At 73.4% G+C, this 25767-nt stretch carries 22 protein-coding genes; 11 read left to right on the plus strand and 11 right to left on the minus strand.

Translation table 11 applies throughout. From position 1 onward, the window contains the following. Positions 1–20: 20 nt before the first annotated feature. The 3 genes from ACQPZO_RS24420 to ACQPZO_RS24430 are packed head-to-tail and all read right to left on the minus strand — an operon-like array spanning position 21 to position 3573. Positions 21–1358: an FAD-dependent oxidoreductase gene (locus ACQPZO_RS24420; protein WP_433344248.1), complete on the minus strand. Its 1338-nt coding sequence runs from the start codon at positions 1356–1358 to the stop codon at positions 21–23. Continuing rightward, complete coding sequence (gene kynU, locus ACQPZO_RS24425; protein ID WP_433344250.1) at positions 1355–2656, minus strand: kynureninase; 1302 nt, start codon at positions 2654–2656, stop codon at positions 1355–1357. The genes ACQPZO_RS24420 and kynU overlap by 4 nt, the downstream gene beginning before the upstream one ends. A gap of 14 nt (positions 2657–2670) precedes the next feature. Continuing rightward, positions 2671–3573: a tryptophan 2,3-dioxygenase gene (locus ACQPZO_RS24430; RefSeq protein WP_433344252.1), complete on the minus strand. Its 903-nt coding sequence runs from the start codon at positions 3571–3573 to the stop codon at positions 2671–2673. Between the two features lie 147 nt (positions 3574–3720). On the opposite strand from ACQPZO_RS24430, the gene ACQPZO_RS24435 reads away from it, so the two are divergent. The 3 genes from ACQPZO_RS24435 (at position 3721) to ACQPZO_RS24445 (ending at position 5692) form a co-directional block, all read left to right on the plus strand. Continuing rightward, positions 3721–4173, plus strand: a complete 453-nt coding sequence (locus tag ACQPZO_RS24435) for an Lrp/AsnC family transcriptional regulator (RefSeq protein WP_396669941.1) — start codon at positions 3721–3723, stop codon at positions 4171–4173. 141 nt (positions 4174–4314) lie between these two features. Next, positions 4315–4839, plus strand: coding sequence for a hypothetical protein (locus tag ACQPZO_RS24440; RefSeq protein ID WP_433344254.1), 525 nt, complete (start codon positions 4315–4317; stop codon positions 4837–4839). 10 nt (positions 4840–4849) lie between these two features. After that, complete coding sequence (locus ACQPZO_RS24445) at positions 4850–5692, plus strand: class F sortase (protein WP_433344255.1); 843 nt, start codon at positions 4850–4852, stop codon at positions 5690–5692. 31 nt (positions 5693–5723) lie between these two features. Here ACQPZO_RS24445 and ACQPZO_RS24450 read toward each other — a convergent pair whose 3' ends face one another. Next, complete coding sequence (locus ACQPZO_RS24450; RefSeq protein ID WP_433344257.1) at positions 5724–6266, minus strand: HNH endonuclease; 543 nt, start codon at positions 6264–6266, stop codon at positions 5724–5726. Between the two features lie 226 nt (positions 6267–6492). On the opposite strand from ACQPZO_RS24450, the gene ACQPZO_RS24455 reads away from it, so the two are divergent. The 3 genes from ACQPZO_RS24455 (at position 6493) to ACQPZO_RS24465 (ending at position 9751) form a co-directional block, all read left to right on the plus strand. Next, on the plus strand, positions 6493–7608 hold the full coding sequence (locus ACQPZO_RS24455) for a mechanosensitive ion channel family protein (protein WP_433344259.1): 1116 nt from the start codon (positions 6493–6495) through the stop codon (positions 7606–7608). A gap of 257 nt (positions 7609–7865) precedes the next feature. Then, positions 7866–9248, plus strand: a complete 1383-nt coding sequence (locus ACQPZO_RS24460) for an MFS transporter (protein WP_433351218.1) — start codon at positions 7866–7868, stop codon at positions 9246–9248. Positions 9249–9328: 80 nt separating this feature from the next. After that, positions 9329–9751: a globin gene (locus ACQPZO_RS24465; RefSeq protein WP_387026462.1), complete on the plus strand. Its 423-nt coding sequence runs from the start codon at positions 9329–9331 to the stop codon at positions 9749–9751. 8 nt (positions 9752–9759) lie between these two features. Here ACQPZO_RS24465 and ACQPZO_RS24470 read toward each other — a convergent pair whose 3' ends face one another. The 4 genes from ACQPZO_RS24470 to ettA form a co-directional block, all read right to left on the minus strand. After that, on the minus strand, positions 9760–10344 hold the full coding sequence (locus ACQPZO_RS24470; RefSeq protein WP_433344260.1) for a YbjN domain-containing protein: 585 nt from the start codon (positions 10342–10344) through the stop codon (positions 9760–9762). Positions 10345–10475: 131 nt separating this feature from the next. After that, on the minus strand, positions 10476–11141 hold the full coding sequence (locus ACQPZO_RS24475) for a hypothetical protein (RefSeq protein WP_433351220.1): 666 nt from the start codon (positions 11139–11141) through the stop codon (positions 10476–10478). A gap of 257 nt (positions 11142–11398) precedes the next feature. Next, a complete protein-coding gene (locus tag ACQPZO_RS24480) occupies positions 11399–11857 on the minus strand; it encodes an acyl-CoA thioesterase (RefSeq protein WP_433344262.1) in 459 nt (152 codons plus the stop codon). Continuing rightward, a complete protein-coding gene (gene ettA, locus ACQPZO_RS24485) occupies positions 11850–13526 on the minus strand; it encodes an energy-dependent translational throttle protein EttA (protein WP_433351222.1) in 1677 nt (558 codons plus the stop codon). Before ettA ends, ACQPZO_RS24480 begins: the two co-directional genes overlap by 8 nt. Before the next feature lie 369 nt (positions 13527–13895). Here ettA and ACQPZO_RS24490 point away from each other — a divergent pair, with 369 nt between their 5' ends. Both ACQPZO_RS24490 and otsB read left to right on the plus strand, forming a co-directional pair. Further along, positions 13896–15296, plus strand: coding sequence for an alpha,alpha-trehalose-phosphate synthase (UDP-forming) (locus ACQPZO_RS24490; RefSeq protein WP_350886175.1), 1401 nt, complete (start codon positions 13896–13898; stop codon positions 15294–15296). Continuing rightward, the gene (gene otsB, locus ACQPZO_RS24495; RefSeq protein WP_433344264.1) at positions 15293–17899 is read left to right on the plus strand and encodes a trehalose-phosphatase; all 2607 of its coding nucleotides are present in this window, start codon (positions 15293–15295) and stop codon (positions 17897–17899) included. The genes ACQPZO_RS24490 and otsB overlap by 4 nt, the downstream gene beginning before the upstream one ends. Positions 17900–18013: 114 nt before the next feature. Here otsB and cobA read toward each other — a convergent pair whose 3' ends face one another. From cobA to cobC, 3 genes are read right to left on the minus strand one after another with little or no spacing between them, the layout of a single operon-like run. Next, positions 18014–19252, minus strand: coding sequence for a uroporphyrinogen-III C-methyltransferase (gene cobA / locus ACQPZO_RS24500; RefSeq protein ID WP_433344266.1), 1239 nt, complete (start codon positions 19250–19252; stop codon positions 18014–18016). Continuing rightward, positions 19249–20346: a nicotinate-nucleotide--dimethylbenzimidazole phosphoribosyltransferase gene (gene cobT / locus ACQPZO_RS24505; RefSeq protein ID WP_433351224.1), complete on the minus strand. Its 1098-nt coding sequence runs from the start codon at positions 20344–20346 to the stop codon at positions 19249–19251. The genes cobA and cobT overlap by 4 nt, the downstream gene beginning before the upstream one ends. After that, on the minus strand, positions 20346–21428 hold the full coding sequence (gene cobC, locus ACQPZO_RS24510; RefSeq protein ID WP_433344267.1) for an Rv2231c family pyridoxal phosphate-dependent protein CobC: 1083 nt from the start codon (positions 21426–21428) through the stop codon (positions 20346–20348). Before cobC ends, cobT begins: the two co-directional genes overlap by 1 nt. A gap of 133 nt (positions 21429–21561) precedes the next feature. On the opposite strand from cobC, the gene ACQPZO_RS24515 reads away from it, so the two are divergent. The 3 genes from ACQPZO_RS24515 to ACQPZO_RS24525 all read left to right on the plus strand — a co-directional run bounded on the left by ACQPZO_RS24515 (position 21562) and on the right by ACQPZO_RS24525 (position 25732). Continuing rightward, positions 21562–23694: a transglycosylase domain-containing protein gene (locus ACQPZO_RS24515; RefSeq protein WP_433344269.1), complete on the plus strand. Its 2133-nt coding sequence runs from the start codon at positions 21562–21564 to the stop codon at positions 23692–23694. Positions 23695–23841: 147 nt separating this feature from the next. Continuing rightward, positions 23842–24621, plus strand: a complete 780-nt coding sequence (locus ACQPZO_RS24520; RefSeq protein ID WP_433351225.1) for an SURF1 family cytochrome oxidase biogenesis protein — start codon at positions 23842–23844, stop codon at positions 24619–24621. A 274-nt stretch (positions 24622–24895) separates the two neighbouring features. Next, positions 24896–25732, plus strand: a complete 837-nt coding sequence (locus ACQPZO_RS24525; protein WP_433344271.1) for a hypothetical protein — start codon at positions 24896–24898, stop codon at positions 25730–25732. The last annotated feature ends 35 nt before the right edge of the window (positions 25733–25767 follow it).

Below are 25767 nucleotides of genomic sequence, written 5' to 3' on the forward strand. Positions count from 1 at the left end.
GCCGGGATCCCAGTTCACGCTCATCGCCGCCGCCCCCGGGCCAGTGCCGCGCCGACCGCGCCGACCAGCAGCGTCGCCGCCGTGGCGGCCACCGCCCCGAGCACCGCCTGCTGGCGGCGGACCCGCCGTCGCACCTGCCCGTACGGGGTGGTGGAGAAGGAGACCAGCTCGTACTGCGAGACGTACCGGCCGGGCAGGGCGCGCTCCAGCGCGTGGTCCAGCTCGCGCCGGGCCTGGAACACCGGGGAGGCCACCTTGTCGCGCATCTCCACGAAGTTGGTCAGCGCCATCCGGGCGATCGCCTCCGCGTCGTCCTGCCGCCGCGCCTGGAACAGCGGCAGCGCCGCCGCCCAGTCGTCGTCGCACTCGTCGAGGCAGCGGTCGAGCACGACCACGTCCTCGAAGGCGCAGTTCGCGCCCTGGCCGTAGAACGGCACGATGGCGTGCGCGGCGTCGCCGATCAGCCCGACCCTCCCGTTCGCCTGCCACGGGGCGCAGCGGACCGTGCCGAGCACCCCGACCGGGTTGTGCTGGTAGTCGTCGACCAGGTTGGGCGCGAGCGGGACCAGGTCCGGGTAGTGGGTGGCGAAGTGCCGTTCGATCGCCGCCGGGCTGCTCAGCGAGGCGAAGCTCGCGGTGCCGTGGGTGGGCCAGAACAGCGTGCAGGTGAAGGAGCGGTCCGGGTTGGGCAGGGCGATCATCATCGAGGTGCCGCGCGGCCAGATGTGCAGCGCCGCCGGGTCGAGGGCGAACTCGCCGCCGACCGCCGGGATGGTCAGCTCCTTGTAGCCGTAGTCGAGGAAGTCGAGGCTCTCGCCCAGCACCCCGTACGCGAGGAGCTGCCCGCGCACCGCGGAGCCGGCCCCGTCGGCGCCGAGGACGACCGGCGCGGCTGCCGTGACCTTGCCCTGGGACGTCTCGAAGGTCATCTCCCCCGTGATCGGGTCGAGCCCGACGAGCCGGTGATCGAACGCGACCCGCACCCCGGGCAGCGCGGTGGCGGCGGTGAGCAGGGCGTTGTTCAGCGCGCCCCGGCTGATCGAGTTGATCGCCAGGTCCCCGGCGGCGCTGTACGACTGGAACTGCGGCTCGCCCGCGACCGGGTGGATCATCCGGCCGCGCATCGGCAGCGCGTCCGCCATGACCTGACCGTCCAGGCCGATCCGGCGCAGCGCATCGAGCCCGCGCTCGGACAGCGCCAGGTTGATCGAGCGGCCCCGCTCGGCCGTCCCGGTGCGCGGGTCGGGCCGCCGCTCGTAGAGCGCCACCCGGTACCCGCGCCGGGCCAGGAAGCAGGCCAGCAGGCAGCCGGCGAGGCCGGCCCCGACGACGGCGATCTCGTCCCGTTCCACGTTCATGAGTGCATCTCCACCGTCGCGGCCAGCGCGTCGGCGACCCGCCAGCAGTCGTGGTACGTCGAGTACAGCGGCACCGGGGCGAACCGGACGACGTCCGGCTCCCGGGCGTCGGCGATCACGCCGTGCTCGTGCCGCAGCCGCTTGGTCAGCTCGCCCGCGCTGCCCCCGCCGATGCGCACCGAGAGCTGGCAGCCCCGGCGCTCCGGCTCGCGCGGGGTGACCACCCGCAGCGGCCGGCCGGCCGTGACCTCGTCGAGCAGCCGCTCCAGGTATCCGGTGAGCCGCACACTGCGCTCCCGCAGCGCCGGCATGCCGACCGAGTCGAACAGCTCCAGCGAGGTCCGGACCGGGCCCATCGCGAAGATCGGCGGGTTGGAGACCTGCCACGCCTCCGCGGTGGCCGGCGGCCGGGACACCGGGGTCATCTCGAACCGGGTGGCCGCCTCGGTGCTCCACCAGCCCTCGAAGCGGATCAGGTCGGCCCGGCCGAGGTGGCGCTCGTGGACGAAGACGCCGGCCAGCGCGCCCGGGCCCGAGTTGAGGTACTTGTAGGAGCACCAGGCGGCGAAGTCGACGTCCCAGTCGTGCAGCGCCAGCGGCACGTTCCCGGCCGCATGCGCCAGGTCCCAGCCGACCACCGCCCCGGCGGCCCGGCCGGCGGCGGTGATCGCGGGGATGTCCATCAGCTCGCCGGTGAGGTAGTTGACCCCGCCGAGCAGCACCAGCGCGACCGAGTCGCCCTCGGCGGCCAGGAAATCCAGCACGTCGGCGGTGCGCAGGGTGTCCTCGCCGTCGCGCGGGCGCAGCCGGACCACGGTGGCGTCGGGGTCGAGGCCGTGCAGGCGGGCCTGGCTGCGCACCGCGTAGCTGTCCGAGGGGAAGGCGCTGTCCTCGATGACGATCCGGGTGCGCCTCCCCGCCGGCCGGTAGAAGCCGACCATCAGCAGGTGCAGGTTGACCGTGAGGGAGTTCATCACCACGGCCTCCGCGGGCCGGGCGCCGACCAGTCGCGCGACCGGCCCGGTCAACAGCTCGTGGTACGGCAGCCAGGGCCGGTCCGCCTCCAGGTGCCCCTCGACGCCGAGCCGGCCCCACGCGTCCAGGTCGGCGAGCAGCTCGTCCCGGGTGGCCCGGGGTTGCAGGCCGAGGGAGTTGCCGGCCAGGTACGCGGCCTGCGGGTAGCGCCCGCCGTCGGCCGGCGGCACGTGGAACAGGTGCCGGTGCCCGGGGTCTGCCTGGTCGAGGCGGTGCGCCTCCTGCTCCGAGGGGCGCGTCGCGTCCCGCTCCGGGGTGTCCATGTCGTGTTCCTCGCTCACATTGCCGTCCGGGCCGACCACAGCTCGGGGAAGACCACCCGGGCCATGCTGCGCTGCAACCAGGCGAGGCCGGCCGAGCCGCCGCTGCCGACCTTGGCGCCCATGGTCCGCTGCACCGCCTTGACATGGTTCCACCGCCAGTCGCCGAACTGCTCGGCCACCTCGGCCAGCGCCTCGCCGAGCAGCCGCAGGTGGTTGTCCGGGCCGCTGTCGGCGTACACGGCCACCCAGGCGGCCTCCAGGGCCGGGTGCGGCTGGTGCTCCTCGGCGACGTCCCGCTCCAGCACCTCGGCGGGCACGTCGAAGCCGCGCCGGGCCAGCAGGGCCACCACGTCGTCCCAGAGGCTCGGGGCGGCCAGCGTGGCGCACAGTTCGTCGTACACCTCGGTCTGCCGGCGGAACGGCCGGATCAGGGCCGGGTCGCGCAGGCCGAGCACGAACTCCAGGTGCCGGTACATCGCCGACTGGAAGCCGGAGCCCTCGCCGAGCAGGTTGCGGAACCGGTTGAAGTCCGCCGGGGTCATCCAGCGCAGCCCCTTCCAGGCCGCGTTGAGCCCCTCCAGGTGCAGGGCCGCGCGGCGCAGCGGGGCCAGCGCATCCCCGACCCGGTCGGCGCGCAGGCAGCGCTGCGCCTCGCGCAGCTCGTGGCAGGTCAGCCCGAAGTACAGCTCCATGATCTGGCTGACCATCAGGAAGGACATCTCGCCCGGGTCGTCGCTGAGCGGCTGCTGCAACCGGTGCAGGGTGCTGGCGTGCACGTACGCGTCGTAGGGCACCCGCTCGGCGAACTCCAGCGTGGGTTCGCCGCCGTTGCGGGCAGCCCGGGCCGCCCGCTGCTGCGGGGTCGCCGGACGGACCGCCGCGGCCAGCGCGGGGGCCCGCAGGTCCGTCTGCTTCACCTGTCGTCTCCATCCACTCGGCCGGGTAGCGTCATGGTGCCCTGGTGGAAGGCCCGAATGGAATGCCGATTCGACGGCACTATCAGCCTCTGGCCTGCCACGACAAAGGCGAACGCCCCTTCGGGGTTTCGGGAAGGAAGGTCAGGCGTGGACCACATGGACTGGGCGCTGCTGCGCGAGCTCCAGGCCGACGCCCGGTTGTCGTTCAGCGAGCTGTCCCGCCGGGTGCACCTGTCACCGCCGGCGGTGGCTGAACGGGTCCGCCGGTTGGAGGAGTCGGGGGTGATCACCGGCTACCGCGCCCACGTCGACCTGGCCCGGGCCGGCCGCGCCGTGGTCGCCCTGATCCGGATGTCCTGCTACGGGTCCCGGTGCATCCTGCACGACCCGGAGGTGCCGCACTGGCCGGAGATCCTGGAGATCCACCGGATCACCGGCGACGCGTGCAGCATGCTCAAGGTCGCGACCGGGTCGATCGGCGAGTTCGAGCGGGTGATCGACCGGCTCGCCCCGTACGGCCAGCCGTCGAGCACCATGGTCCTGTCCACTCCCCTCGACTGGCACCCCGTCACCCCGCTGGACGGCGGGCCGCCCGCCTAGCGCCCCACGCACCGGAGAGCCCCTGTCGGTGCCCCCGGCCCGCCGCGCCGCCGACCGACGGGTTTGCCCCGACGCCAGGGGGAATGCAGGGCGGACTACCCGGGGGAGGATTCCGGTGCCCGGCACCGGGAGGGGGGAATCATGCGGGGGCTCACCGCGTCACATCGCGTCCTGTCGGCCGTGCTGACCGTGTTCGGCCTGGTCGGGGCGTTCGTCCTGGCCACGGTCGCGCCGGCCCGGGCCGGGGAGAACACCTTCGTCGAGGTCACGCCGAACAGCGCGCAGGCCGGTACCCGGGTCAACATCCGGGCCAGCTGCGACAACGACAACAAGCAGCAGGCGGACGTGCGGTCCGACGCGTTCGGGCGGGTCGTGCTCCGGCCCGACAACGGCTTCCTGACCGGGGCGGTCACCATCCCGGAGAACAAGCAGCCCGGCGAGTACTCCGTCGAACTGCACTGCAAGAACGGCGGCACCGCGACCACCACGCTTACCGTGCTGAACATGGCCCAGCCGAGCAAGGGGCCCAACACCGGGGGCGGCGGCACGGCCGGCGACGACCGGGGCACCGGCCCGCTGCTGCTCGTGGGCGGCCTCGCGGCGGCGGCCGTGGCGGCCGGGTTCGGGGCGTTCGGCGCGCGCCGGCGTACCGGGACGCGTTCCTGACGAGGTCGCCGTGGCCCGCCGACGTACGCGACGAGTCGACCCGGCCCGGGACCCGCGCTGCGGCGCCGGCCGGTTCCGGGCGGCGGCCCGGCTGGTGGCCCGAGGGTGCGGTCGGGTCGTCCGGGTCACCGGGCAGGTCTTCTCGGCCAGCGTCGCCACGGTCGACCCGGCCGCCCGCCCGGTGGCCGTCGCCCCGGGCCGGGGCGGGCCGGGCGCGGGCCGGTGGCGGCTGGCCCGCCGGGGCCCCGGCGCCCCGGCGCTGGTCATCGCCGCCCTGATGGTGCTGATCGTGGCCATGCTCGGCGTCGAGCGGGTGACCGGGCACAGCGTGCTGCCGGACCGGTTCATCGCCGGCCTGCGGCCCCCGCCGAAGAAGTTCCCGGTGCTGCCGGCCAGCCGGCCGGTCGCCATCAGCAGCGACCCGATCGACCTGGACGCCCCGGTGCACGACGTCGGCATCGCGGCGGACGGCAGCATCGGGGTGCCCGACGCCGCCCGCGCACAGGAGGCAGCCTGGTACGACCAGGGGCCGACCCCCGGCCAGTACGGGCCGGCGGTGATCGTCGGCCACGTCGACACCCGGACCGGGCCGGCGGTCTTCCACGGGCTGAAGGAGCTGCGCTCCGGCGACCGGGTCGAGATCCGCCGGGAGGACCGCTCGGTGGCGGTGTTCGAGGTCGACTCGGTGCACCGCTACGACAAGGACCAACTGCCGGTGAGCGAGGTCTACGGCGACTTCACCCGGCCGAGGCTGCGCCTGATCACCTGCGGCGGCCGGTGGGTCGGCGGGGAGACCGGGTACGCCGACAACGTGGTGGTCTACGCGTCCCTGGTGAAGGCCCGCCACGAGTGAGGCCCCCACCCCGTACCGGTCCCGGCGCCGCTCAGGCCGCCGCCTCGGTCTCGGGCTCGCGCAGGTCGAGCCAGTTGGCCCAGCGCGGGTCGGGGGTGCGGTGGCCGAGCACCCGCCAGGCCGTCCCCATCGGGACGACGGGCGGCGCGTGCAGCCGCCAGCCGAGCTCCGCCGGTGTCTTGTCGCCCTTGGTGTGGTTGCACCGGGCGCACGCGGCCACCACGTTCTCCCAGGCGTGCCGGCCGCCCCGGCTGCGCGGGAACACGTGGTCGATGGTCTCCGCCGGGCCCCGGCAGTACCCGCACCGCCAGCCGTCCCGGGCGAATATCGCCCGCCGGGAGAGCCCGACGTGGGTGCGGTAGGGAACCCGGACGAACCGGGTGAGCCGGACCACCGAGGGCACCGGGAGCGCGTTGCGGGCGCTGTGCAGCACGCCCTCACCGTCGGCCACGCAGATGGCCTTGGCGGAGAGGACGAGGATCGCGGCGCGACGCACCGACACGACACACAGCGGCTCGTAGGTGGCGTTGAGAACCAGCGCGCCGGAGCCCACCGCGGGTCGTATGTCAGGCATCGAAACTCACCTTCCCGGTCCAGCCGCTCCCACCGCTGGCCGCGCCGGGCACGCCCGCGCACGGCGGAACCACGCCCGACGCCGGCAGGATCACCGACGTCCGTTGCGCCAATCGTCCCTGATAAGACCCAGGATTGCACGTACTAATCCGGGGTCCCTCGTGAAGCTCTTTCGGGCCGTGGAAGGATGACCGGTTCGCCACAGCCCGCCGCCGACGGCGGACCGGATGGGGTCCGCCGGCCGGTGCCCGACGGCCGTGGGGTACGAAGACAGGGTGAGTGCCGCCAGCCTGATGATGATCGCCGCCCTGTCCGTGGCTGCCCCGAGTCCCGCCCCGGACGTCACCCCGAGCGCCGACTGCAAGAGCAGCACCTCCTGCGAGTGGTTGTACGAGACGACCGGGTCGTCGTGGTTCGCCGAGGGCAGCTACTGGATCCTGCTGAAGCCGCTGCGGGTGCTCGTGATCCTCGTGCTGGCGTTCATCGCCCGCTGGGCGCTGCACCGGATGATCAAACGGCTGGTCCGCACCACCGCCGACGGGGTGCCGACCATGTTGCGCCCGCTGCGGGAGCGGGTGCCGACCGCCACGCACCAGCCCGGCGAGTTCGTCCCCGAGCGCCGCCGGCAGCGGGCGGAGGCCATCGGCTCGGTGCTGCGCAGCATGGTCACCGCGTTCGTCTTCGGCATAGCGCTGCTGATGATCCTGCGCGAGTTCAGCTTCGACCTGGCACCGCTGCTGGCCAGCGCGGGCATCGCCGGCGTGGCGCTCGGCTTCGGCGCGCAGAGCCTGGTCAAGGACCTGATCGCCGGCCTGTTCATGCTGGTGGAGGACCAGTACGGCGTCGGCGACACGGTCGACCTCGGCGAGGCCACCGGCGTGGTGGAGTCGGTGGGGCTGCGGGTCACCACGGTCCGGGACGGCCGGGGCGTGCTCTGGTACATCCGCAATGGCGAGATCATCCGGGTGGGCAACAAGAGCCAGGGCTGGGCGTTGGTCGTGGTCGACCTGCCGATCGGGTTCGCCGGCACCGAGGAGGCGACGGCGGTGCTGCGGACCGCTGCGGCCTCGGTGGCGATGGACCCCGATCTGGCCCCGGAGATCGTGGAGGCCCCCGAGGTGCTGGGCGTCGAGCAGATGACGATGGACGGCGCGGTGATCCGTACCGTCGTCAAGACCACCGCCGACGGGCAGTTCGCGGTCGGCCGGGAGCTGCGCCGGCGGCTCGCCGAAGCGCTGGAGAACTCCGGCATCACGGCGAAGATCGCCGCCGCCCGTCTCTACCCGGGTTTCCCGCTGCGCACCGTCGAGGGCGGGGCAACCGGCCAGGGCGGGCCCACCTGAACCGCGAAGAACGTCGATGACCTGCGACTTTGCCTGACCATGGATCTGAGGGGTCGCGGACCGCGCGGCCCCTCGGGTATCGTCCGTTCGTTCAGTCGGAGATGCGACGATCAAACCGTTCGCCCTAGTCAGCTCTCAGACGATCGGGCAGAATCCGGTACGCACGCCATCTGCCGGAGCGTGATCACGTCTCGCTGATCCGTAGATCTGACGACGGTTTCCCGGGCAGGCCATCACGAGTGGCCGCCGTGGGGACGATGGAGGCCACGGTGTCCGACGAGCGACCCTCCCAGGAAGGGCCAGCCACCTTCCGCGAGGTGTTCGCCCAGCGGGAGTACAGGGCGGTCTTCGCCGCGAGCGGGCTCTCCTGGATCGGCGATTTCATCGCGAAGGCCGCAGTCACCGTGCTGGTCTACCGCGAGACAGAGTCCGTGGCCTACTCGGCCGCCGCGTTCGCGGTCAGCTTCCTGCCCTGGCTGATCGGCGGCCCGCTGCTGGCCACGCTGGCGGAACGGCACCGCTACCGGTCGGTGATGGTGGCCTGCGACCTGATCCGGATGGCCCTGATGGTGCTGGTCGCCATCCCGTGGAATCCGCCGTGGCTGATCCTCTGCCTGCTCTTCGCGACCACCCTGGCCAACCCGCCGAGCCAGGCCGCCCGGTCCGCGCTGATGCCACTCATCCTGACCGGCGACCGGTTGGTGGTCGGGCTCTCGCTGAACAGCAGCACCGGCCAGGCCGCCCAGGTGATCGGCTATCTGATCGGCGCGGCGATCGCCGCGGTCAACCCGACCGCCGCCCTGCTGATCAACGCGGGCACCTTCGCCCTCTCGGCGACCCTGGTCCGCTTCGGCGTCCGGGACCGGCCACCGGCGATGAGCGCGGCGCACCGGAGCCACCTGCTGCGGGAAACCGCCGAGGGCTTCCGGATCGTCTTCGGCACCCCGGTGCTGCGGGCGGTCGCCCTGCTGGTGTTCAGCTCCATGCTCTTCTCGATCGTGCCCGAAGGGCTGGCCGCCGCATGGGCCCGGGAGGGCGCCGGCGGCGGCTTGGACACCGGCGCGTCCCAGGCCGCCATCATGGCCGCGAACCCGATCGGCTTCATCGTCGGCGGGCTGCTGGTCGGGCGGGCGGTCGCCCCGGCCCGCCGGCTGCTCCTGATCCGGCCGCTGGCGGTGCTCGCGCCGCTGGCCCTGGTGCCGGCGCTGCTCGACCCGCCGCCGCTGGTGGTGGCCCTGCTCGCCGCCCTCTGCGGCTTCGCGGTCGCCGGCCTGCTCCCGGTCGCCAACGGGCTCTTCGTCCGGGCGCTGCCGAACGGCTTCCGGGCCCGCGCGTTCGGGGTGATGGCCACCGGGGTTCAGGTGATCCAGGGCGCCGCCGTGCTGATCACCGGCCTGCTCGCCGAGCGGTTCTCGATCCCACTGGTGGTGGGCGTGTGGAGCGCCGCCGGGGTCCTGCTGATGCTGCTCACCGCCGCGCGCTGGCCCAGCCGGGCCGCGATCGACGCGGCGGTCGAGGCCGCTGGGAACGACGCCGGCCCCGGCCGGCCCTCACCGGCGGGCAAGGGTGACGGCAAGGGCGAGGGGCAGCTCGACAACCTGCCGGGCGAGCACAGCCGACCCAGCCACGCGGTGGGCTGACCCTCCGGTGTGACGAGGACGGCAGCGGCCCCGGCCGGTACGCCCCCGCCGGCCGCGGACGCACCTGGCAGGATGGAACGGTGAATCCCGCAGGTGAGTCCGAGCGTGCCGTGACCCTCTTCGAGGCGGTCGGCGGCGAACCCACCTTCCGCAAGCTGGTGGACGAGTTCTACGTCGGCGTCGCCACCGATCCGCTGCTACGGCCGATGTACCCGGAGGAGGACCTCGGCCCCGCGGCGGACCGGCTGACGCTGTTCCTGATCCAGTACTGGGGCGGCCCCAACACCTACTCCGCCCAGCGGGGGCATCCCCGGCTGCGGATGCGGCACGCCCCGTTCCGGATCGGCGCGGCCGAGCGGGACGCCTGGCTGCACCACATGCGCCGGGCCGTCGACCGACTGGACCTGCCGCCGGAGATCGCCACCGCGCTGTGGGACTACCTGGAACGGGCCGCCTACTTCATGGTGAACGCGATGGACGACCCGGCGGCCGGCCCGGCCTGACCGGCGGGTCAGAGCAGCGCGCCCTCGTCGTGCAGCCAGTCCACGAAGGTGGTGGCCACCGCCGCGCCACAGTCGAGCATCTCGACCAGGAGCGCGTCGTGCGCCCCCGCACCGAGGGGCACCTGGAGCTCCGCGTAGATCGGCAGTTGACCCCGCTCGGTGGGGTCGCCGATGTATGCCTTGCAGAACCGACGGGTGTGGTTCCACTCGTTGACCACCCGGTAGGCCCGGTCGAGCCAGTCGGGCGGGACCGTCGCGTGTGGACGGGCCCGCATCACCAGGATCTCGTCCTCCGGGCCCTCCAGAGTGACCAGCACCGCGTGCCGCTCCCACATGGCCAGCAGGTTGCCGTCGCCGTCGGCCAGGTAGCGCACGTCCAGCAGGTCGAGCGCGTCGCAGACCCGGCGGAGGGTGACCGGCCCGATGGTTGCCGACATGTCCGTGATCACGGCACGGTCGGCGGCCGGGCAGTCGTCGCCCGGTTGACGTGGGGCCGGTGGTCCGACCCGGACGGTGCTGTCCACTGTGATCCCGCTTCGAGTTTCCGGTTCGCCGTCACCGGCGGGACCGGGGCGCCATGACCACCACGGCATCGCTCGCGCACCTCACTCCCCAGCGGATCCACTCGCCTACGGTGCGTTGGATCCGAGGATGGACGGTACCCGGACAGCCGGGTTGAAGCATCCCCCCAACGGCAGCACCGATCCAGAAGAATGAACAGGGGTCATACTTTCGGCTGAGCCCCGAGCGGCGTGACGGCAAGATCAGCAACCTTCTGCGACCATACGGCTCCGCATGGTCCCACCAGGCTGACCCATCGCCCAGCCACGCGCACCTGAACGTCGCCACGGGCGGCCCCGACAGCGAAAGGTAGGGGGGTCCCCACCGGGGTACCGGCACCGTCGCCGGGGCGGCCCAGGAAGCCCATCCGGAGCAGTCCCTGGACCAGCCGCTGGGCGATCTCGACCGGCGGGCCGGGCGGGCCGTCCGGGGTGACCACCACGGCGACGTGGTCGAGCAGGGCGTCCCGCAGCACCCGCTGCCCCACCGCCCGGCCGTTCAAGCCATGGGCCGTGGCCTCGCGCAGCGTCTCCGCCGCCGCATCGGCGATCCGCCACAGCTCCCCGGCCGGCAGCACCTCCACGGGGTGGCTCGTCGAGGGCGGCAGCGGCCAGCGCCACTGCGCGTCCCGCCGGGGCGGCAGGGCGTCCTCGCCGGCCGCCAGCGCGGCCAGCAGTTCCCGGGCGGCGACCGTGGCGTCGCCGCAACCGGCCCCGGCCACCGTCCGGACGGCCAGCACACCCCACGGCAGCCGGGCCCAGAGGACCGTCCGGCCGACCGGCGCCGTCCCGGCCGCCGACACGGAGGGCGCCGCCGGCACGCCGGGCAGGGTCGACGGGACGCCGGGCGGGGTCGACGGGATGCCGGGCGGGGTCGACAGGGCGGAGGACGTCGCCGCCGGCACGCCGGGCGGGGCCGACGGGACGGCTTCCGGCGGGTCCGCCGGGCCGGCCGGACGCAGCCGGACCAGCGCCGCCGGGTCGAGCCGGACCAGCCGGGCCAGGAACGCGCCCGCGTCGGCCACCCCGACCAGCCCGTGCCCGCCCCCGGCCAGGTCGGACCCGGGCCGGCGGGCCGGGGCGCCGCTCACGCCCGGGCCCCGGCCACGCCGACGCCCGGGGCGTACGCGAGCAGGAAGGCCCGCTCCTCCTCGGTGATCCGCCGGGGCCGCTTGGCGACCAGGTCGAACGGGACCAGCACCGAGCGGGCGGTGCTGGCCAGCACGTCACCGTCGTACAGCTCGTAGCCGACGGTGAACCGGGAGACCCTGATCTCCTCGATCCACAGCTCGATCCGCACGGTGGGGGCGGCCTCCGCGGTGGCCCGGCCCAGCGCGTAGTCGACCGGGCGCAGGTAGTCGACCTCGTGCCGGCGGATGACCACCCCGTCGGCGAACGAGCCCACCCCCCACGCCCGGCCTCCGGCGAACATCAACGCCACCCGCGCCTCCTCGTACAGGGTGAGGAAGCGCGAGTTGTTGACGTGCCCGTACGCGTCCAGGTCGGACCAGCGCAGCGTGCAGTGGTAGACGAACCGGTCAGTCACGGGTGAGCTTGCGGTAGGTCACCCGGTGCGGGCGGGCCGCGTCGGCGCCGAGCCGATCGATCTTGTTCTTCTCGTACGCCTCGAAGTTGCCCTCGAACCAGAACCACTTCGCCGGGTTCTGGTCGTCGCCCTCCCAGGCCAGGATGTGCGTGGCGACCCGGTCGAGGAACATCCGGTCGTGGGAGATGACCACGGCGCAGCCGGGGAACTCCAGCAGCGCGTTCTCCAGGCTGGAGAGGGTCTCCACGTCCAGGTCGTTGGTCGGCTCGTCGAGCAGGATGACGTTGCCGCCGATCTTCAGCGTCAGCGCCAGGTTGAGCCGGTTGCGCTCGCCGCCGGAGAGCACCTTGGTCGGCTTCTGCTGGTCCGGCCCCTTGAACCCGAACGCGGCGATGTACGCCCGCGACGGCATCTCGACCTTGCCCACCATGAGGTAGTCCAGGCCGTCGGAGACGACCTCCCAGACGCTCTTGTCGCCGTCGAGGCCCTCCCGGTTCTGGTCGACGTACGACAGCAAGACGGTGGGGCCGACCCGGACCGCGCCGTCGGTCGGCTGCTCCAGCCCGACGATGGTCTTGAACAGCGTGGTCTTGCCGACACCGTTCGGGCCGATGATGCCGACGATGCCGTTGCGCGGCAGCGAGAACGACAGGTCGTCGATCAGCAGCCGGTCGCCGAAGCCCTTGCTCAGGCTCTGCGCCTCGATCACCGTGCTGCCCAGGCGCGGGCCCGGCGGGATCTGGATCTCCTCGAAGTCGAGTTTGCGGGTCTTCTCCGCCTCGGTGGCCATCTCGTCGTACCGGTCCAGCCGGGCCTTGGACTTGGTCTGCCGCGCCTTGGCGTTGGAGCGGACCCACTCCAGCTCCTCGGTGAGCCGCTTCTTCATCTTGGCGTCGCGGCGCCCCTCGACGGCGAGCCGGGCGGCCTTCTTCTCCAGGTAGGTGGAGTAGTTGCCCTCGTAGCCGATGGCCCGGCCGCGGTCCAGCTCCAGGATCCAGCCGGCCACCTTGTCCAGGAAGTACCGGTCGTGGGTGATCGCCATGACGGTGCCGGCGTACTTGGCCAGGTGCTGCTCCAGCCAGGAGACGCTCTCCGCGTCCAGGTGGTTGGTGGGCTCGTCGAGCAGCAGCAGGTCCGGCGCCTCCAGCAGCAGCTTGCAGAGCGCGACCCGGCGGCGCTCGCCACCGGAGAGCTCGGTGACGTCGGCGTCCGGCGGCGGGCAGCGCAGCGCGTCCATGGCCAGTTCGAGCTTGGAGTCGATGTCCCACGCGTCGAGGTGGTCCAGCTCCTCCTGGAGCTTGCCCATCTCCTCCATCAGCTCGTCGGAGTAGTCCGTCGCCATCTGCTCGGCGATGGAGTTGAACCGCTCCAGCTTGGCCTTGGTCTCCGCGACCGCCTCCTCGACGTTGCCGAGGACGGTCTTGGCTTCGTTGAGCGGGGGCTCCTGGGCGAGCATGCCGACGGTGTAGCCGGGCATCAGCCGGGCCTCGCCGTTGCTCGGCTTGTCCAGCCCTGCCATGATCTTGAGGAGGCTGGACTTACCGGCGCCGTTCGGGCCGAGCACACCGATCTTGGCCCCCGGCAGGAAGCTCAACGTCACGTTGTCGAGCACGACCTTGTCGCCGTGCGCCTTGCGCGCCTTCTCCAGGACGTAGATGTACTGGGCCACGGTGCGGGCTACCTCCATAGGTTGCGATCTGGAAGCTTGCGGGGTGCGGGCGCGGCGCGGCTCCGGGTGCCGCTCGCCGCCGCCGGCCGGGGGCCGGCCACCACGCAGGCCATCCTCAATCCTGACAGGTACGACCCGCTCCGCCCACATCACCCCGCCCCAGCAGTACGCCGGCGAGCCGCATTGCCTGCAACGGTGGTCGCCACGTCGGTCGAGCACGACCTCTGACCGGCCCTGACCTGCGTGATCACCTTCACGGTTCGGCGGTCGTGGGACGGGTAGGTAACTCCGGCACGAGGCGCCAGACGCCGCAGCTACGCTCAGTACGCTCATCGCGGTGGACCCGCCAGCACCCGGAGGTGGCCGAACGTGACCGTCCGTAGTTCCTTTGTCGTAGTAGCGAACCGACTACCGGTCGACGAGGTGAACACCCCGGAGGGGCGGCAGTGGCGCCGCAGCCCCGGCGGTCTGGTCACCGCGTTGCACCCCGTCCTCGCGGAGCACCAGGGCACGTGGGTGGGCTGGGCCGGCGGCACGGGCGCCGCCCCGGAGCCGTTCGACCTGGAGGGGATCCGGCTGCACCCGGTGCCACTGAGCGCCGACGAGCTCGAACGCTACTACGAGGGCCAGTCGAACGCGACGATCTGGCCGCTCTACCACGACGCCGTGGAGACCCCGGCGTACAAGCGCCGCTGGCGCGAGGCGTACCGGCTGGTCAACGCGCGGTTCGCGGAGGCCGCGGCGGAGGTCGCGGCCGAGGGCGCGACGGTCTGGGTGCAGGACTACCAGCTCCAGCTGGTGCCGGCGATGCTCCGCGAGCTGCGCCCCGACCTGCGGATCGGCTTCTTCCTGCACATCCCGTTCCCGCCGATCGAGCTGTTCATGCAGATGCCGTTCCGCGCCGAGATCCTGCGCGGGCTGCTCGGGGCGGACCTGGTCGGCTTCCAGCAGCGGCTGGCCGCGCAGAACTTCGTCCGGCTGGCCCGGCACCTGCTCGGGCTGCGCTACGAGGGGCAGATGATCCAGGTCGACGGTCGGCAGGTGAAGGCGGGTGCCTTCCCCATCTCCATCGAGACGAAGGAGATGGAGCGGCTGGCCGAGGACCCGGCGATCCAGGCCCGGGCCAAGCAGATCCGCGAGGAGTTGGGCAACCCGAAGACGATCATCCTGGGAGTCGACCGTCTGGACTACACGAAGGGCATCGAGCTTCGACTCAAGGCCTTCCGCGAACTTCTTGCTGACGGAAAGTTGACAGTTCCGGAGGCGGTTATGGTGCAGGTCGCCACCCCGAGCCGCGAGCGGGTGGAGCACTACCAGGCGCTACGGGTCAAGGTCGAACGTGAAGTTGGCCGAATTAATGGCGAATTTGGCAGGGTCGGCGTGCCTGCGGTGCATTACCTGCACCAGTCGTACAGTCGCAGTGAACTGGCAGCCATGTATGTGGCCGCCGACGTGATGATGGTGACCCCCCTTCGAGACGGAATGAATCTGGTGGCTAAGGAGTACGTCGCATCGCGCGCCGACCAGGGCGGCGCGCTCGTGCTCAGTGAGTTCGCCGGCGCCGCCACCGAGCTGCGCCAGGCGTTTTTGTGTAACCCGCACGACCCCGACGCGGTCAAGGACGCGTTGCTCAAGGCCGTGCACGTGGAGAAGCCCGAGGCCCGCCGCCGCATGCGTGTCATGCAGCGTCACCTGCGTACCCACGACGTGGGGCACTGGGCGAAGTCGTTCCTCACCGAGCTCGGTGTGCCTGATTCGGAGGCTGCGTGAACACGTCCGTCCACGACGGAGCGGCCGCGGCCGCGGAAGTGCTGGATCCGGAGCTTAGGGCCGCAATCGGCCGGATAGCCCGGGTCCCCCAGCTCCTGGTCGCCTGCGACTACGACGGCACCCTCGCGCCGATCGTGGAGGACCCGAGCAAGGCCGTGCCACTGCCCGAGTCCGTCGCCGCCGTCCGGGCGCTCGCCGCCCTGCCGCAGACCACCGTCGCGGTGGTCTCCGGCCGGGCGCTGCGCGACCTGGCCGCGCTGTCCCGGCTGCCCAGCGAGGTGCACCTCGTCGGCAGCCACGGCTCCGAGTTCGACATCGGCTTCGTCGAGCGGCTCTCCCCCGAGCTGGTCGCCGTGCGCACCCGGTTGCGCGACACGCTGCGTGAGATCGCCAACGCCCACCCCGGGATCCGGCTGGAGCGCAAGCCGGCCAGCGTCGCGGTGCACACCCGAGGGCTCGACCCGCAGGTGGCCGCCGCCGCCGTCGAGGCCGTCCGCAAGGGCCCCGCCACCTGGGACGGCGTCACCGTCACCCAGGGCAAGGAGGTCATCGAGCTGTCCGTGGTGGCGACCCACAAGGGCACCGCCGTCGACCAGCTCCGCACCCAGCTCTCGGCCAGCGCGGTGCTGTTCATCGGCGACGACGTCACCGATGAGAACGCCTTCGGCAACCTGCACGGGCCTGACATGGGCATCAAGATCGGTATCGGGGATACGAAGGCCGACTACCGGGTCGCCGAGCCGATCGAGGCCGCCCGCGCGCTCGGCCTGCTGCTGGAGACCCGGCGGCACTGGCTCTTCGGCGAGCGGGCCGTGCCGATCGAGCGGCACTCGATGCTCGCCAACGGGCGGACCGTCGCCCTGCTCACCCCCGAGGCCAAGGTCACCTGGCTCTGCCACCCCAAGCCGGACTCGGCGGCGATCTTCGCCGACCTGGTCGGCGGCGGCCCCGCCGGGCACTTCAGCGTCGCCCCCGAGCGCGGCGGCATCCCCCTCGGCCAGCGCTACCGCTCCGGCACGATGACCGTGGAGACCCGCTGGTCGGGCCTCACGGTCACCGACTGGCTGGACAAGCCGGCCAGGGAGACCACCCCGGACGGCCCGGCGGTCGTCACCGGCGACTCGACCCTGGTCCGGGTGCTCACCGGCTCCGGGCGGGTCCGGGTGGAGTTCGCCCCCCGACCCGAGTTCGGCCAGGTGGCCACCCAGCTCCAGCCGGTCGGCGACGGCCTGCTGGTGCTCGGCTCCAACGAGCCGGTCGCGCTCTACTCCCCCGGGGTGCAGTGGCAGGTCAGCAACGACGGCGGGTACGAGACGGCCAAGGCCGTCGTGGATCTCTCCGCCGCCGGCGGGCAGGTCGTGCTGGAGCTGCGCTTCGCCACGCACAGCCTGGAGCACCACCGGCTGCCGGTCCACGAGCGGCAGGCCATGGCCGAGCAGCCGTGGAAGGACTGGGTGGCCTCGCTGCGGCTGCCCACCACGGCCCGGGACCTGGTCGCCCGTAGCGCGCTGACCCTGCGCGGGCTCTGCCACGAGGCCACCGGCTCCATCCTCGCCGCGGCGACCACCTCGCTGCCGGAGGAGCTGGGCGGCGTCCGGAACTGGGACTACCGGTACTGCTGGCTGCGCGACGCCTCGATGACCGCGCGGGCGCTGGTCGACCTCGGCTCCATCGAGGAGGCCGAGGCGCTGCTGCGCTGGGTGGACGGCTGCATCGAGCGCACCGGCGGCCACCCCGAGCGGCTGCACCCGCTCTACACGGTCGACGGGTACGAGCTGGGCGCCGAGGCGGTCATCGACACCCTGCCCGGGTACGCCGGCTCCCGGCCGGTGCGGGTCGGCAACCTGGCCAACCACCAGCTCCAGCTCGACGTGTTCGGCCCGATCGCCGACCTGATCGCCGCCGTCGCCGACACCCGGGGCTCGGTCCGCGAGGACGAGTGGCGGGTGCTGGAGAACATGGTCGAGGCGGTCCGCCGCCGCTGGCACGAGCCCGACCACGGCATCTGGGAGGCCCGCCTCCCCCCGCGGCACCACATCTTCTCCAAGGTGATGTGCTGGATGACCGTCGACCGGGCGCTGCACGTGGTGCGCCAGCACGGCGGCGAGGACCGGGCGGAGTGGGTGGACCTGCGCGACCGGATCGGCGCCAACGTGCTGGAGCACGGCTGGCACGCCGACGTGGAGGCGTACAGCGTCGCGTACGGCGACGAGGACATGGACGCCTCGTCCCTGTGGATCGGCCTGTCCGGGCTACTCCCGGGCGACGACCCGCGCTTCCTGTCCACCGTGCTCAAGATCGAGGCGGACCTGCGCAGCGGCCCGGTCGTCTACCGGTACCACTGGGACGACGGCCTGCCGGGGCGCGAGGGCGGCTTCCACATCTGCACGGCGTGGCTGATCGAGGCGTACCTGCGCACCGGCCGGCGCACCGACGCGGAGGAGCTGTTCACCCAGATGGTCGACACGGCGGGCCCGACGGGGCTGCTCCCCGAGCAGTACGACCCGCTGGCCGAGCGCGGGCTGGGCAACCACCCGCAGGCGTACAGCCACCTCGGCCTGATCCGCTGCGCCCTGCTGCTGGACAACATGCTCAAGCAGTGACCTGACCGCGACGGCGGCCGGAGACCACCCGTCTCCGGCCGCCGTCGCGTGTACGGGGACAGCGCCGCCCGGCCACCGCCCGGTCCTGACGACGCGGGGACAGCGCCGCCCGGCTCAGCCGTCGAGCGTGCCCACCACGTCGCCGACGACCACCACGGCCGGCGGCCGGAGACCCGCCGCGACCACGTCGGCGGCCACCGCGCCGAGCGTCGACCGGAGCACCCGCTGCCCGCCGGTCGTCCCCTCCTGCACCACGGCGGCCGGGGTCTGCGCGGGCCGGCCGTGGGCGATCAGGGTCTCGGTGATCGCGGCCAGGTTCTTCAGGCCCATCAGGATCACCAGCGTGCCGCGCAGCCCGGCGAGGGCGTCCCAGCGCACCAGGGAGGCCGGCGAGTCGGGCGGGACGTGCCCGGAGACCACCGTGAACTCGTGCGCCACCGCGCGGTGGGTGACCGGGATGCCGGCCGCCGCGGGGGCGGCGATCGAGCTGGTCACCCCGGGGACCACGGTCACCGGCACCCCGGCCGCCGCGCAGGCCAGCAACTCCTCGCCGCCCCGGCCGAAGACGTACGGGTCGCCGCCCTTGAGCCGGACCACGAAGGCACCGGCCAGGGCCCGGTCGACGAGGATGCGGTTGATCTCCTCCTGGGCCCGGGACGGCCCGTACGGGATCTTCGAGGCGTCCACCAGCTCGACGCCCGCGCGCAGCTCGTCCAGGAGCAGCCCGGGCACCAGCCGGTCGGCGACCACCACGTCGGCCTCGGTGAGCAGCCGCCAGCCCTTCACGGTGATCAGCTCCGGGTCGCCCGGCCCGGCCCCGACCAGCGCCACCCGCCCGACGGCCGGCTCCCGCCCCCCGGGGGTGTCAACGGGGGACCGCTGCCCCACCGACTCCACACCCTTCCCCGCGCTCAGCAGGGCGCGGACGGCGTCGCGGACCGACATGGCCCGACGGGGGTCGCCGCCCCCGAGGACGGCGACGGTGACCGGGCCGTGCCGGGTGACGGCGGGGGTCCAGGCGGTGGCAGCGGCCCGGTCGTCGGCGCGGACGCAGAAGATCCGGCGCTCGGCGGCGGCGTCGCTGACCACCGCCGCGGCGGCCGGGTCGTCGATTGCGGCCTGGACCAGCCAGGCGCCGTCCAGGTCGTCGGGGGCGAAGCGGCGCGGCTCCCAGCGCAGCCGGCCGGCGTCGACATGGGCGCGCAGGGCCGGGGTCAGCTCCGGCGAGACCAGCAGGACGTCCGCGCCCGCGTCGAGTAGCGCCGGCACCCGCCGGGTGGCCACCGCTCCCCCGCCCACCACGACCACCCGCAGGCCGGCCAGCCGCAGCCCGAGCGGGTACGGGCTGCTCACTTCTCGGCCACCCCGGCAGAGTCGAAGGTGGCCACCTCGTGCAGCACCCGGACCGCGCCGGTGACCACCGGCAGGGCGAGCAGGGCGCCGGTGCCCTCGCCGAGGCGCAGCCCGAGGTCGATCAGCGGATCGAGCCCGAGGTGGCGCAGCGCGGCCGTGGCGCCCGGCTCGGCCGAGCGGTGCCCGGCGACCATCGCGCCCACCGCGTCCGGGGCGAACGCGGCGGCGACGAGCGCGGCGCTGACCGCGATCACCCCGTCGAGCAGCACCGGCACCCGGCGGGCGGCGGCACCGAGGATCAGCCCGGCCAGGGCTGCGTGCTCCAGGCCTCCGACGGCGGCGAGCACGCCGAGCGGGTCGGCCGGGTCGGGGGCGTGCCGGGCCAGCGCCGCCCGGACCACGTCGATCTTCCGGGCGTACGTCGGGTCGTCCACCCCGGTGCCCCGGCCGGTCGCCTCGGCCGGGTCGACGCCGGTGAACGCGGCGACCAACGCGGCGGCCGGGGTGGTGTTGCCGATGCCCATGTCCCCGGTGATCAGGATGCCCGCCCCGGCATCGATCAGCTCACGGGCGATCCGGATGCCGGTCTCCACGGCGGCGCGGGCCTCGTCGCGGGTGAGGGCGGCGGTGACGGTGAGATCCCGGGTTCCGGGGCGCACGTTCGCCGCCACGAACCGGGGCGCGGCGGAGTTCGCCCCGCCGAGGGGGGGCGCGGCACCGGCCGACGGGGCGGGCGGCAGCGGGGTGGCGACGCCGACGTCGATCACGGTGACCGAGGCGCCGGCCTGCCGGGCGAACGCGTTGACCACCGCCCCGCCGGCCAGGAAGTTGGCGATCATCTGCGCGGTGACCTCCTGCGGCCAGGGGGTCACCCCCTGGGCGTGCACACCGTGGTCGCCCGCGAAGATCGCCACGGCAGCCGGCTCAGGCAGCGGCGGGGGGCAGGCGGCGGCCAGGCCGGCTAGCCGGACGGAAAGTTCCTCCAGGGCACCGAGCGAGCCGGCCGGCTTGGTCAGCCGGCCGTGCAGCTCTCCGGCGGCGACCATCGCCGGCTCGTCGAGCGGCCGGATCGCCGCGATCGTGGACTCGAGCATCATGCCTCCAGGGTCTCCGCCAGTACCTCGGTGAACGCGTCGATGGTGGCCCGGTCGCGCACGGCCACCCGCAGCCAGTCGGGGCCGAGGCCGGGGAAGGTGTCGCCCCGGCGTACCGCCCAGCCGCGCTCGCGCAGGCGCTGCCGCACCTCGGCCGCGCCGGGCAGGTGGACCAGCACGAACGCGCTGGCCGGGCGGCCCGCGACGCGTACCCCGGGCAGGGCCGACAGGCGGGCGGCCAGGTGCTCGCGGTCGGCGGCCAGCCCGGCGGCGATCGCGCGCTCGGCCGCGACGGCGGCCGGGGACGCGCAGGCGGTGGCGGCGGCGAGCGCCGGGGTGGAGACCGCCCAGAGCGGCTGCGCCGCGGCCAGCCGGGCCAGCAGGGCGGCGTCGCCGAGCAGGTAGCCGATCCGCAGCCCGGCGAGCCCCCAGGTCTTGGTGAGGCTGCGCACCACGATCAGGCCGGGCAGGTCCCGGCGGGCGGCCAGGGACTCCGGCTCCCCCGGCACGCCGGGGGCGGCGGTGGTGTCGGCGAACGCCTCGTCGACGACGAGGACGCGGCCGGGACGGGCCAGCGCGGCGAGCTCGGCGGCCGGGTGCAGCACGGAGGTCGGGTTGGTCGGGTTGCCGATCATGACGAGGTCGGCGTCGTCCGGCACCCGGGCGGGGTCGAGCCGGAAGTCCTCGGCCGGATCGAGCAGCACCCGTTCGACGTCGTGCCCGGCGGCCCGCAGCGCGGCCTCCGGCTCGGTGAACTGGGGGTGCACGACCACCGGCCGGCGCACCCCGGTCAGGGCCCTGGCGAGCAGCACGAACCCCTCGGCCGCCCCGGCGGTGAGCAGTACCTCCTCCGGGGGACGCCCGTGCCGGCCGGCGACGGCCGCGCGGGCCACCCGGTTGTCCGGGTACGCGGCCAGGTCGCCCAGCGCGGCGATGATCGGCTCGGCCAGCCAGTCCGGCATCGGGGCCCGCCGCACGTTGACGGCGAGGTCGACCAGGCCGTCGCCGACCTCGGCGTCCCCGTGGTGGCCGAGGTCCGGCTCATCCCGGGTGGGGGTCGTCGAAGCCGGCTGAGCACGCATGTCCGCGATCCTGCCGGGAAGCCGCCGTGCGGGACAGCGCATCCCGGGGTGGGCCGCGTCACCACCCGCCGACCCGCCTTCCTGTTTATGAGTTTTTCTCATTTCTGAATCGGAAATGTCATAGCTTGACCCTGTGAGCAACCGACCCCTTGCTGGCGCTGGTCGTCTCGTCCCTCTCCTCCGTGCCGGGCTGATCGCGGGCATCGTGATCGCCGGGGCCCTCTACCCGCTGGCCGCCGTCACCGGGCTCGGCGCCAAGGCCACCGCGCACGCCGTGGAACAGAAGACGGACGTCCTGCGCACCGCGCTGCCCGCCGAGACCTCCTACCTGTACGCGCCCGACGGCAGGACCGTGCTGACGATGTTCTACGAGGAGTACCGGCGCTACACCAAGCTGTCGGACATGTCCCCGAACATCCAGCAGGCCATCGTGGCCGCCGAGGACAGCCGCTTCTACCAGCACCACGGCGTCGACCCGAAGGGCGTGGCCCGGGCCTTCGTGGCCAACTCCCGCTCCGGCGGGGTGTCCCAGGGCGCGTCGACCCTGACCATGCAGTTCGTCCGGATGGCCCTGCGCGACAGCGCCCGAACCCCGAAGGAGGTCCAGGAGGCCACCCAGCAGACGAGCCTGCGCAAGGTCAAGGAGATGCGGATGGCCCTGGACGTGGAGAAGGAGCTGAGCAAGGAGGAGATCCTGGAGCGCTACCTGAACTCCGCGTACTTCGGCCACCGGGCGTACGGCATCTACGCCGCCGCGCAGATCTTCTTCTCCAAGACGCCGGCCACCCTCACCCAGGCCGAGGCGGCCACCCTCGCCGGACTGGTCAAGTCCCCGTCGGAGTACGACCCCGTCACCTCCGACCAGAAGGACGCCACCGGGCGGCGCAACTACGTGCTCGACCGGATGACCCAGCTCGGCTACCTCTCGTCGGACGCCGCGACGGCGGCGAAGGCCGAGCCGATCCGGCTACAGCTGACCGACCCGCCGAACGACTGCGCCTCGCTGCCCGAGAAGTACAACAGCTGGGGCTTCGCCTGCGACTACCTCAAGAACTGGTGGAGCGCGCAGCCGGCGTTCGGCGAGAACCGGCTGGAACGGATGGACAAGCTGCGCCGGGGCGGCTACCGGATCGTGCTCAGCATCGACCCGAAGATCCAGGAGGCGGCCGAGAACAACGTCGGGGCCAAGGACAGCACCGGCAGCCCGTTCGCCAACGGCATCGTGGTTGCCGAGCCGGGCACCGGGCGGGTGAAGGCGATGGCGGTGAACCGGAACTACTCGCTGGACGTCAGCGAGAACGGGCTCAGCTCGAACCCGGAGGCCGGCCCGAAGGTGAAGGCGAACTACCCGAACACGGTGGCCCCGCTGCTCGGCGGCGGCGACCTGCCCGGGTACCAGGCCGGGTCGACGTTCAAGATGTTCCCGATGCTGGCCGCGCTCAACGCCGGGATGCCGCTGTCCACCGCGTACGACTCGCCGCACAGGTACCAGTCGGCGATCTACGACGGCTGGGCGCCGTCCAACGCCAGCGGCGCGATGACCGGTCGGCAGACCATGTGGTCCGGCTTCGGCAAGTCGGTGAACACGTACTTCGTCCAACTTGAGGAGAAGGTCGGGGCGGACGCGGCGGTCCGGCTCGCCGAGCAGCTCGGGCTGCGCTGGCGCACCGACGTCGACCGGGAGCAGGCGTCACCCGGCAAGGCGAAGAAGTGGGGCGCGTTCACCCTGGGCGTCTCCGACGCCACGCCGCTGGAGATGTCGAACGCCTACGCCGCGATCGCCGCCGACGGCCGGTACTGCGAGTCGATGCCGGTGCAGTCGATCAGCAACCGGGACGGCAACCCGACGACGTACACCACGGTCGGCGGGATCACTCGGGAGGTCGCCAAGCCGCGCTGCCGGCAGGTGGTCAACGCGGACGCCGCCCGGGCCGCCACCGACGCCGCCCGCTGCCCGACCGGGGACACCCCGGCGAAGGGCAGCTGCGGGGGCTGGTCGACGGCGGACAGCGTGCGGGGCACCGTGGGGCGGCCGGTGGCCGGCAAGACGGGCACCACGGACAGCACCAGGTCGGCCTGGTTCGTCGGATACACCCCGGAACTGGCGGCGGCGAGCTTCATCGCCGACCCGGACAACCCGTTCAACGCGGTGGGCGACGGCCAGTCCCAGATCCCGGTCAACGCGGTCGCCCAGACCCTCCGCGACGCCCTCAAGGGCCAACCCACCCGCCAGTTCACCCCACCCTCCGACGCAATAGTCGGCTGACCCGGCGGGCCGGCGGGCCGCGCCCGGGTGGGCAGCCGGCGGCCGTGGTGGGCTGCCGCGGGCCAGTGGTGGCCGTCATACGGGTAGCCTCGACCCGTGTACCGGTTCCTCCTGACGCCACGCTGGCTGGGCATCCTCGCACTGACCATGGTCGCTGCGGCCGTGATGGTGCTGCTCGGCAACTGGCAGCTGGACCGGTACGAGGGCCGGACGGCGATCAACGAGCGGATCGACGCCGGCGAGCGGATGGCCCCGGCGCCGCTGCGGGACGCCGTGCCCGCGCCGAGCGGGGGCGCCGGCACCGCCGGCCCGGCCCCCGCCGACGAGGCCACCTGGACCCGGGTCACTGCGACCGGCCGGTACGACACTGCGAACATCGTGCTGGTGCGCGGCCGGACGGTCGACAACCGGGTCGGCTTCGAGGTGGTCACCCCGCTGGTCCTCGCCGACGGCACGGCCGTGCTCGTCGACCAGGGCTGGGTGCCGCCGGCGCCCGGCGGTGCCATGGCCCAGCCGCAGCTTCCGCCGGTGCCCCAGGGCGAGGTGACCGTGGTGGGTCGGGTGCACCCGACCGAGAGCGGCGGCGGGGCCGTCGACCGGCGCGCGGGCCGGCTGGAGACCCGCCGGATCGCCGTCTCCCGGCTGGCCGGCAAGCTGCCGTACCCGGTGCACGGCGCGTACGTCCTGCTGGACGAGCAGACGCCGGCCGCCGACCCGCTGTTCCGGGCGGTGCCGATCGGGCACACCAACAACTGGCAGAACCTCGGGTACGTGGTGCAGTGGTGGCTGTTCGCCGCCATGACGCTCTTCGGCTACGGCTGGGTGGCCCGGCGGGAGGCCCGCCGGATGGCCGGGCTGGACGAGCCGCGCAAGCCGCTCGACCGAGCCGCCGAGCCCACGCCCACGACGCCCACCACCCCGGCCTGACACCTGCGGGAGCCGGCCGCCGTGATCGACCCGGTGTCGTCGACATCGCCGGTCCACGAGCGCGGGACGACGCGATGTCGACGATTCGGAGCGATGTCCGACCAGCTACCGGACGGTCGGCGGACCCGCGACCCGGCGGAACGTTGTAGTGTCCGCGGGTGATCAACTCCCGTGGGGGGTCACGGTGACCCCTGATCCCACGCCACCGCCGCACCCGGAGCCGTCGCCCCCGGGACACCCGCCGGAGCCGATGACGGCACACCCGTCGGAGCCGATGACGGCGACACACCCGTCGACCGATCCCTGGGCGGTCACGCCCCGGGCGACGACGTACTCGACCCCGCCGGCAGGGTTCCCGGCCGCAGCCGACCCGTTCGCCGCTGCCCCGCCCGCCGCGCTGCCCGCCACGCGACCGTTCCCCGCCGCGTCGGGCGACCCGGTCCCGGCAGCCCCGCACTCGCCGCCGCCCGCCCAGCACTCCGCACCGCCGAGCCCGTACTCCGCGCCGCCGGCTCAGTACTCCACACCGCCGGCTCAGTACTCGGCACCGCCGAGCCCGTACTCAGCACCGCCTAGCCCGTACTCGGCACCGCCGGACCCGTACTCCGCACCACCGAACCCGTACTCGACATCACCGGACCCGTACTCGGCACCGCCAGACCCCTACTCCGCGCCGCTGGCCGCCGGTCGGCCCGGGCCGCATCCGCCCGTGATGGCGCTGCCGACCTCGGCCCCGGGCGGTCCGCAGTACGGGACGCCGTCCGCCGTGGCGGTGCAGATCGGCGAGATCATGGTCACGCCGCCGGAGATCCGTACGCCCGCGGGCGTGCTGCCCCTGGCCGGGGCGCAGTGGCACGTCGCCGACTACTGGCAGAAGGAGGAGAAGATCGCCCCCTGGGCGATCGTCTGCGCCGTCCTCGGGTTCTTCTGCCTCACCATCTTCAGCCTGCTCTTCCTGCTGATCAAGGAGACCCGGCACCACGGCACCGTGCAGGTCACGGTCACCAGCGGCCCCCGGCAGTACGTGGCCCGCATCCCCGTCACCGACCAGGGTCAGGTCATGCACGTCAACAACCAGGTCAACTACGCCCGGTCCCTGTCGATGCGCTGAACCCCGACGCGTTGCCGCCCCGACGCGTTGCCGCC

Origin of the sequence: Micromonospora sp. CA-111912 (assembly GCF_050948415.1) — a bacterium.
In the GTDB taxonomy this organism is placed as follows: domain Bacteria; phylum Actinomycetota; class Actinomycetes; order Mycobacteriales; family Micromonosporaceae; genus Micromonospora.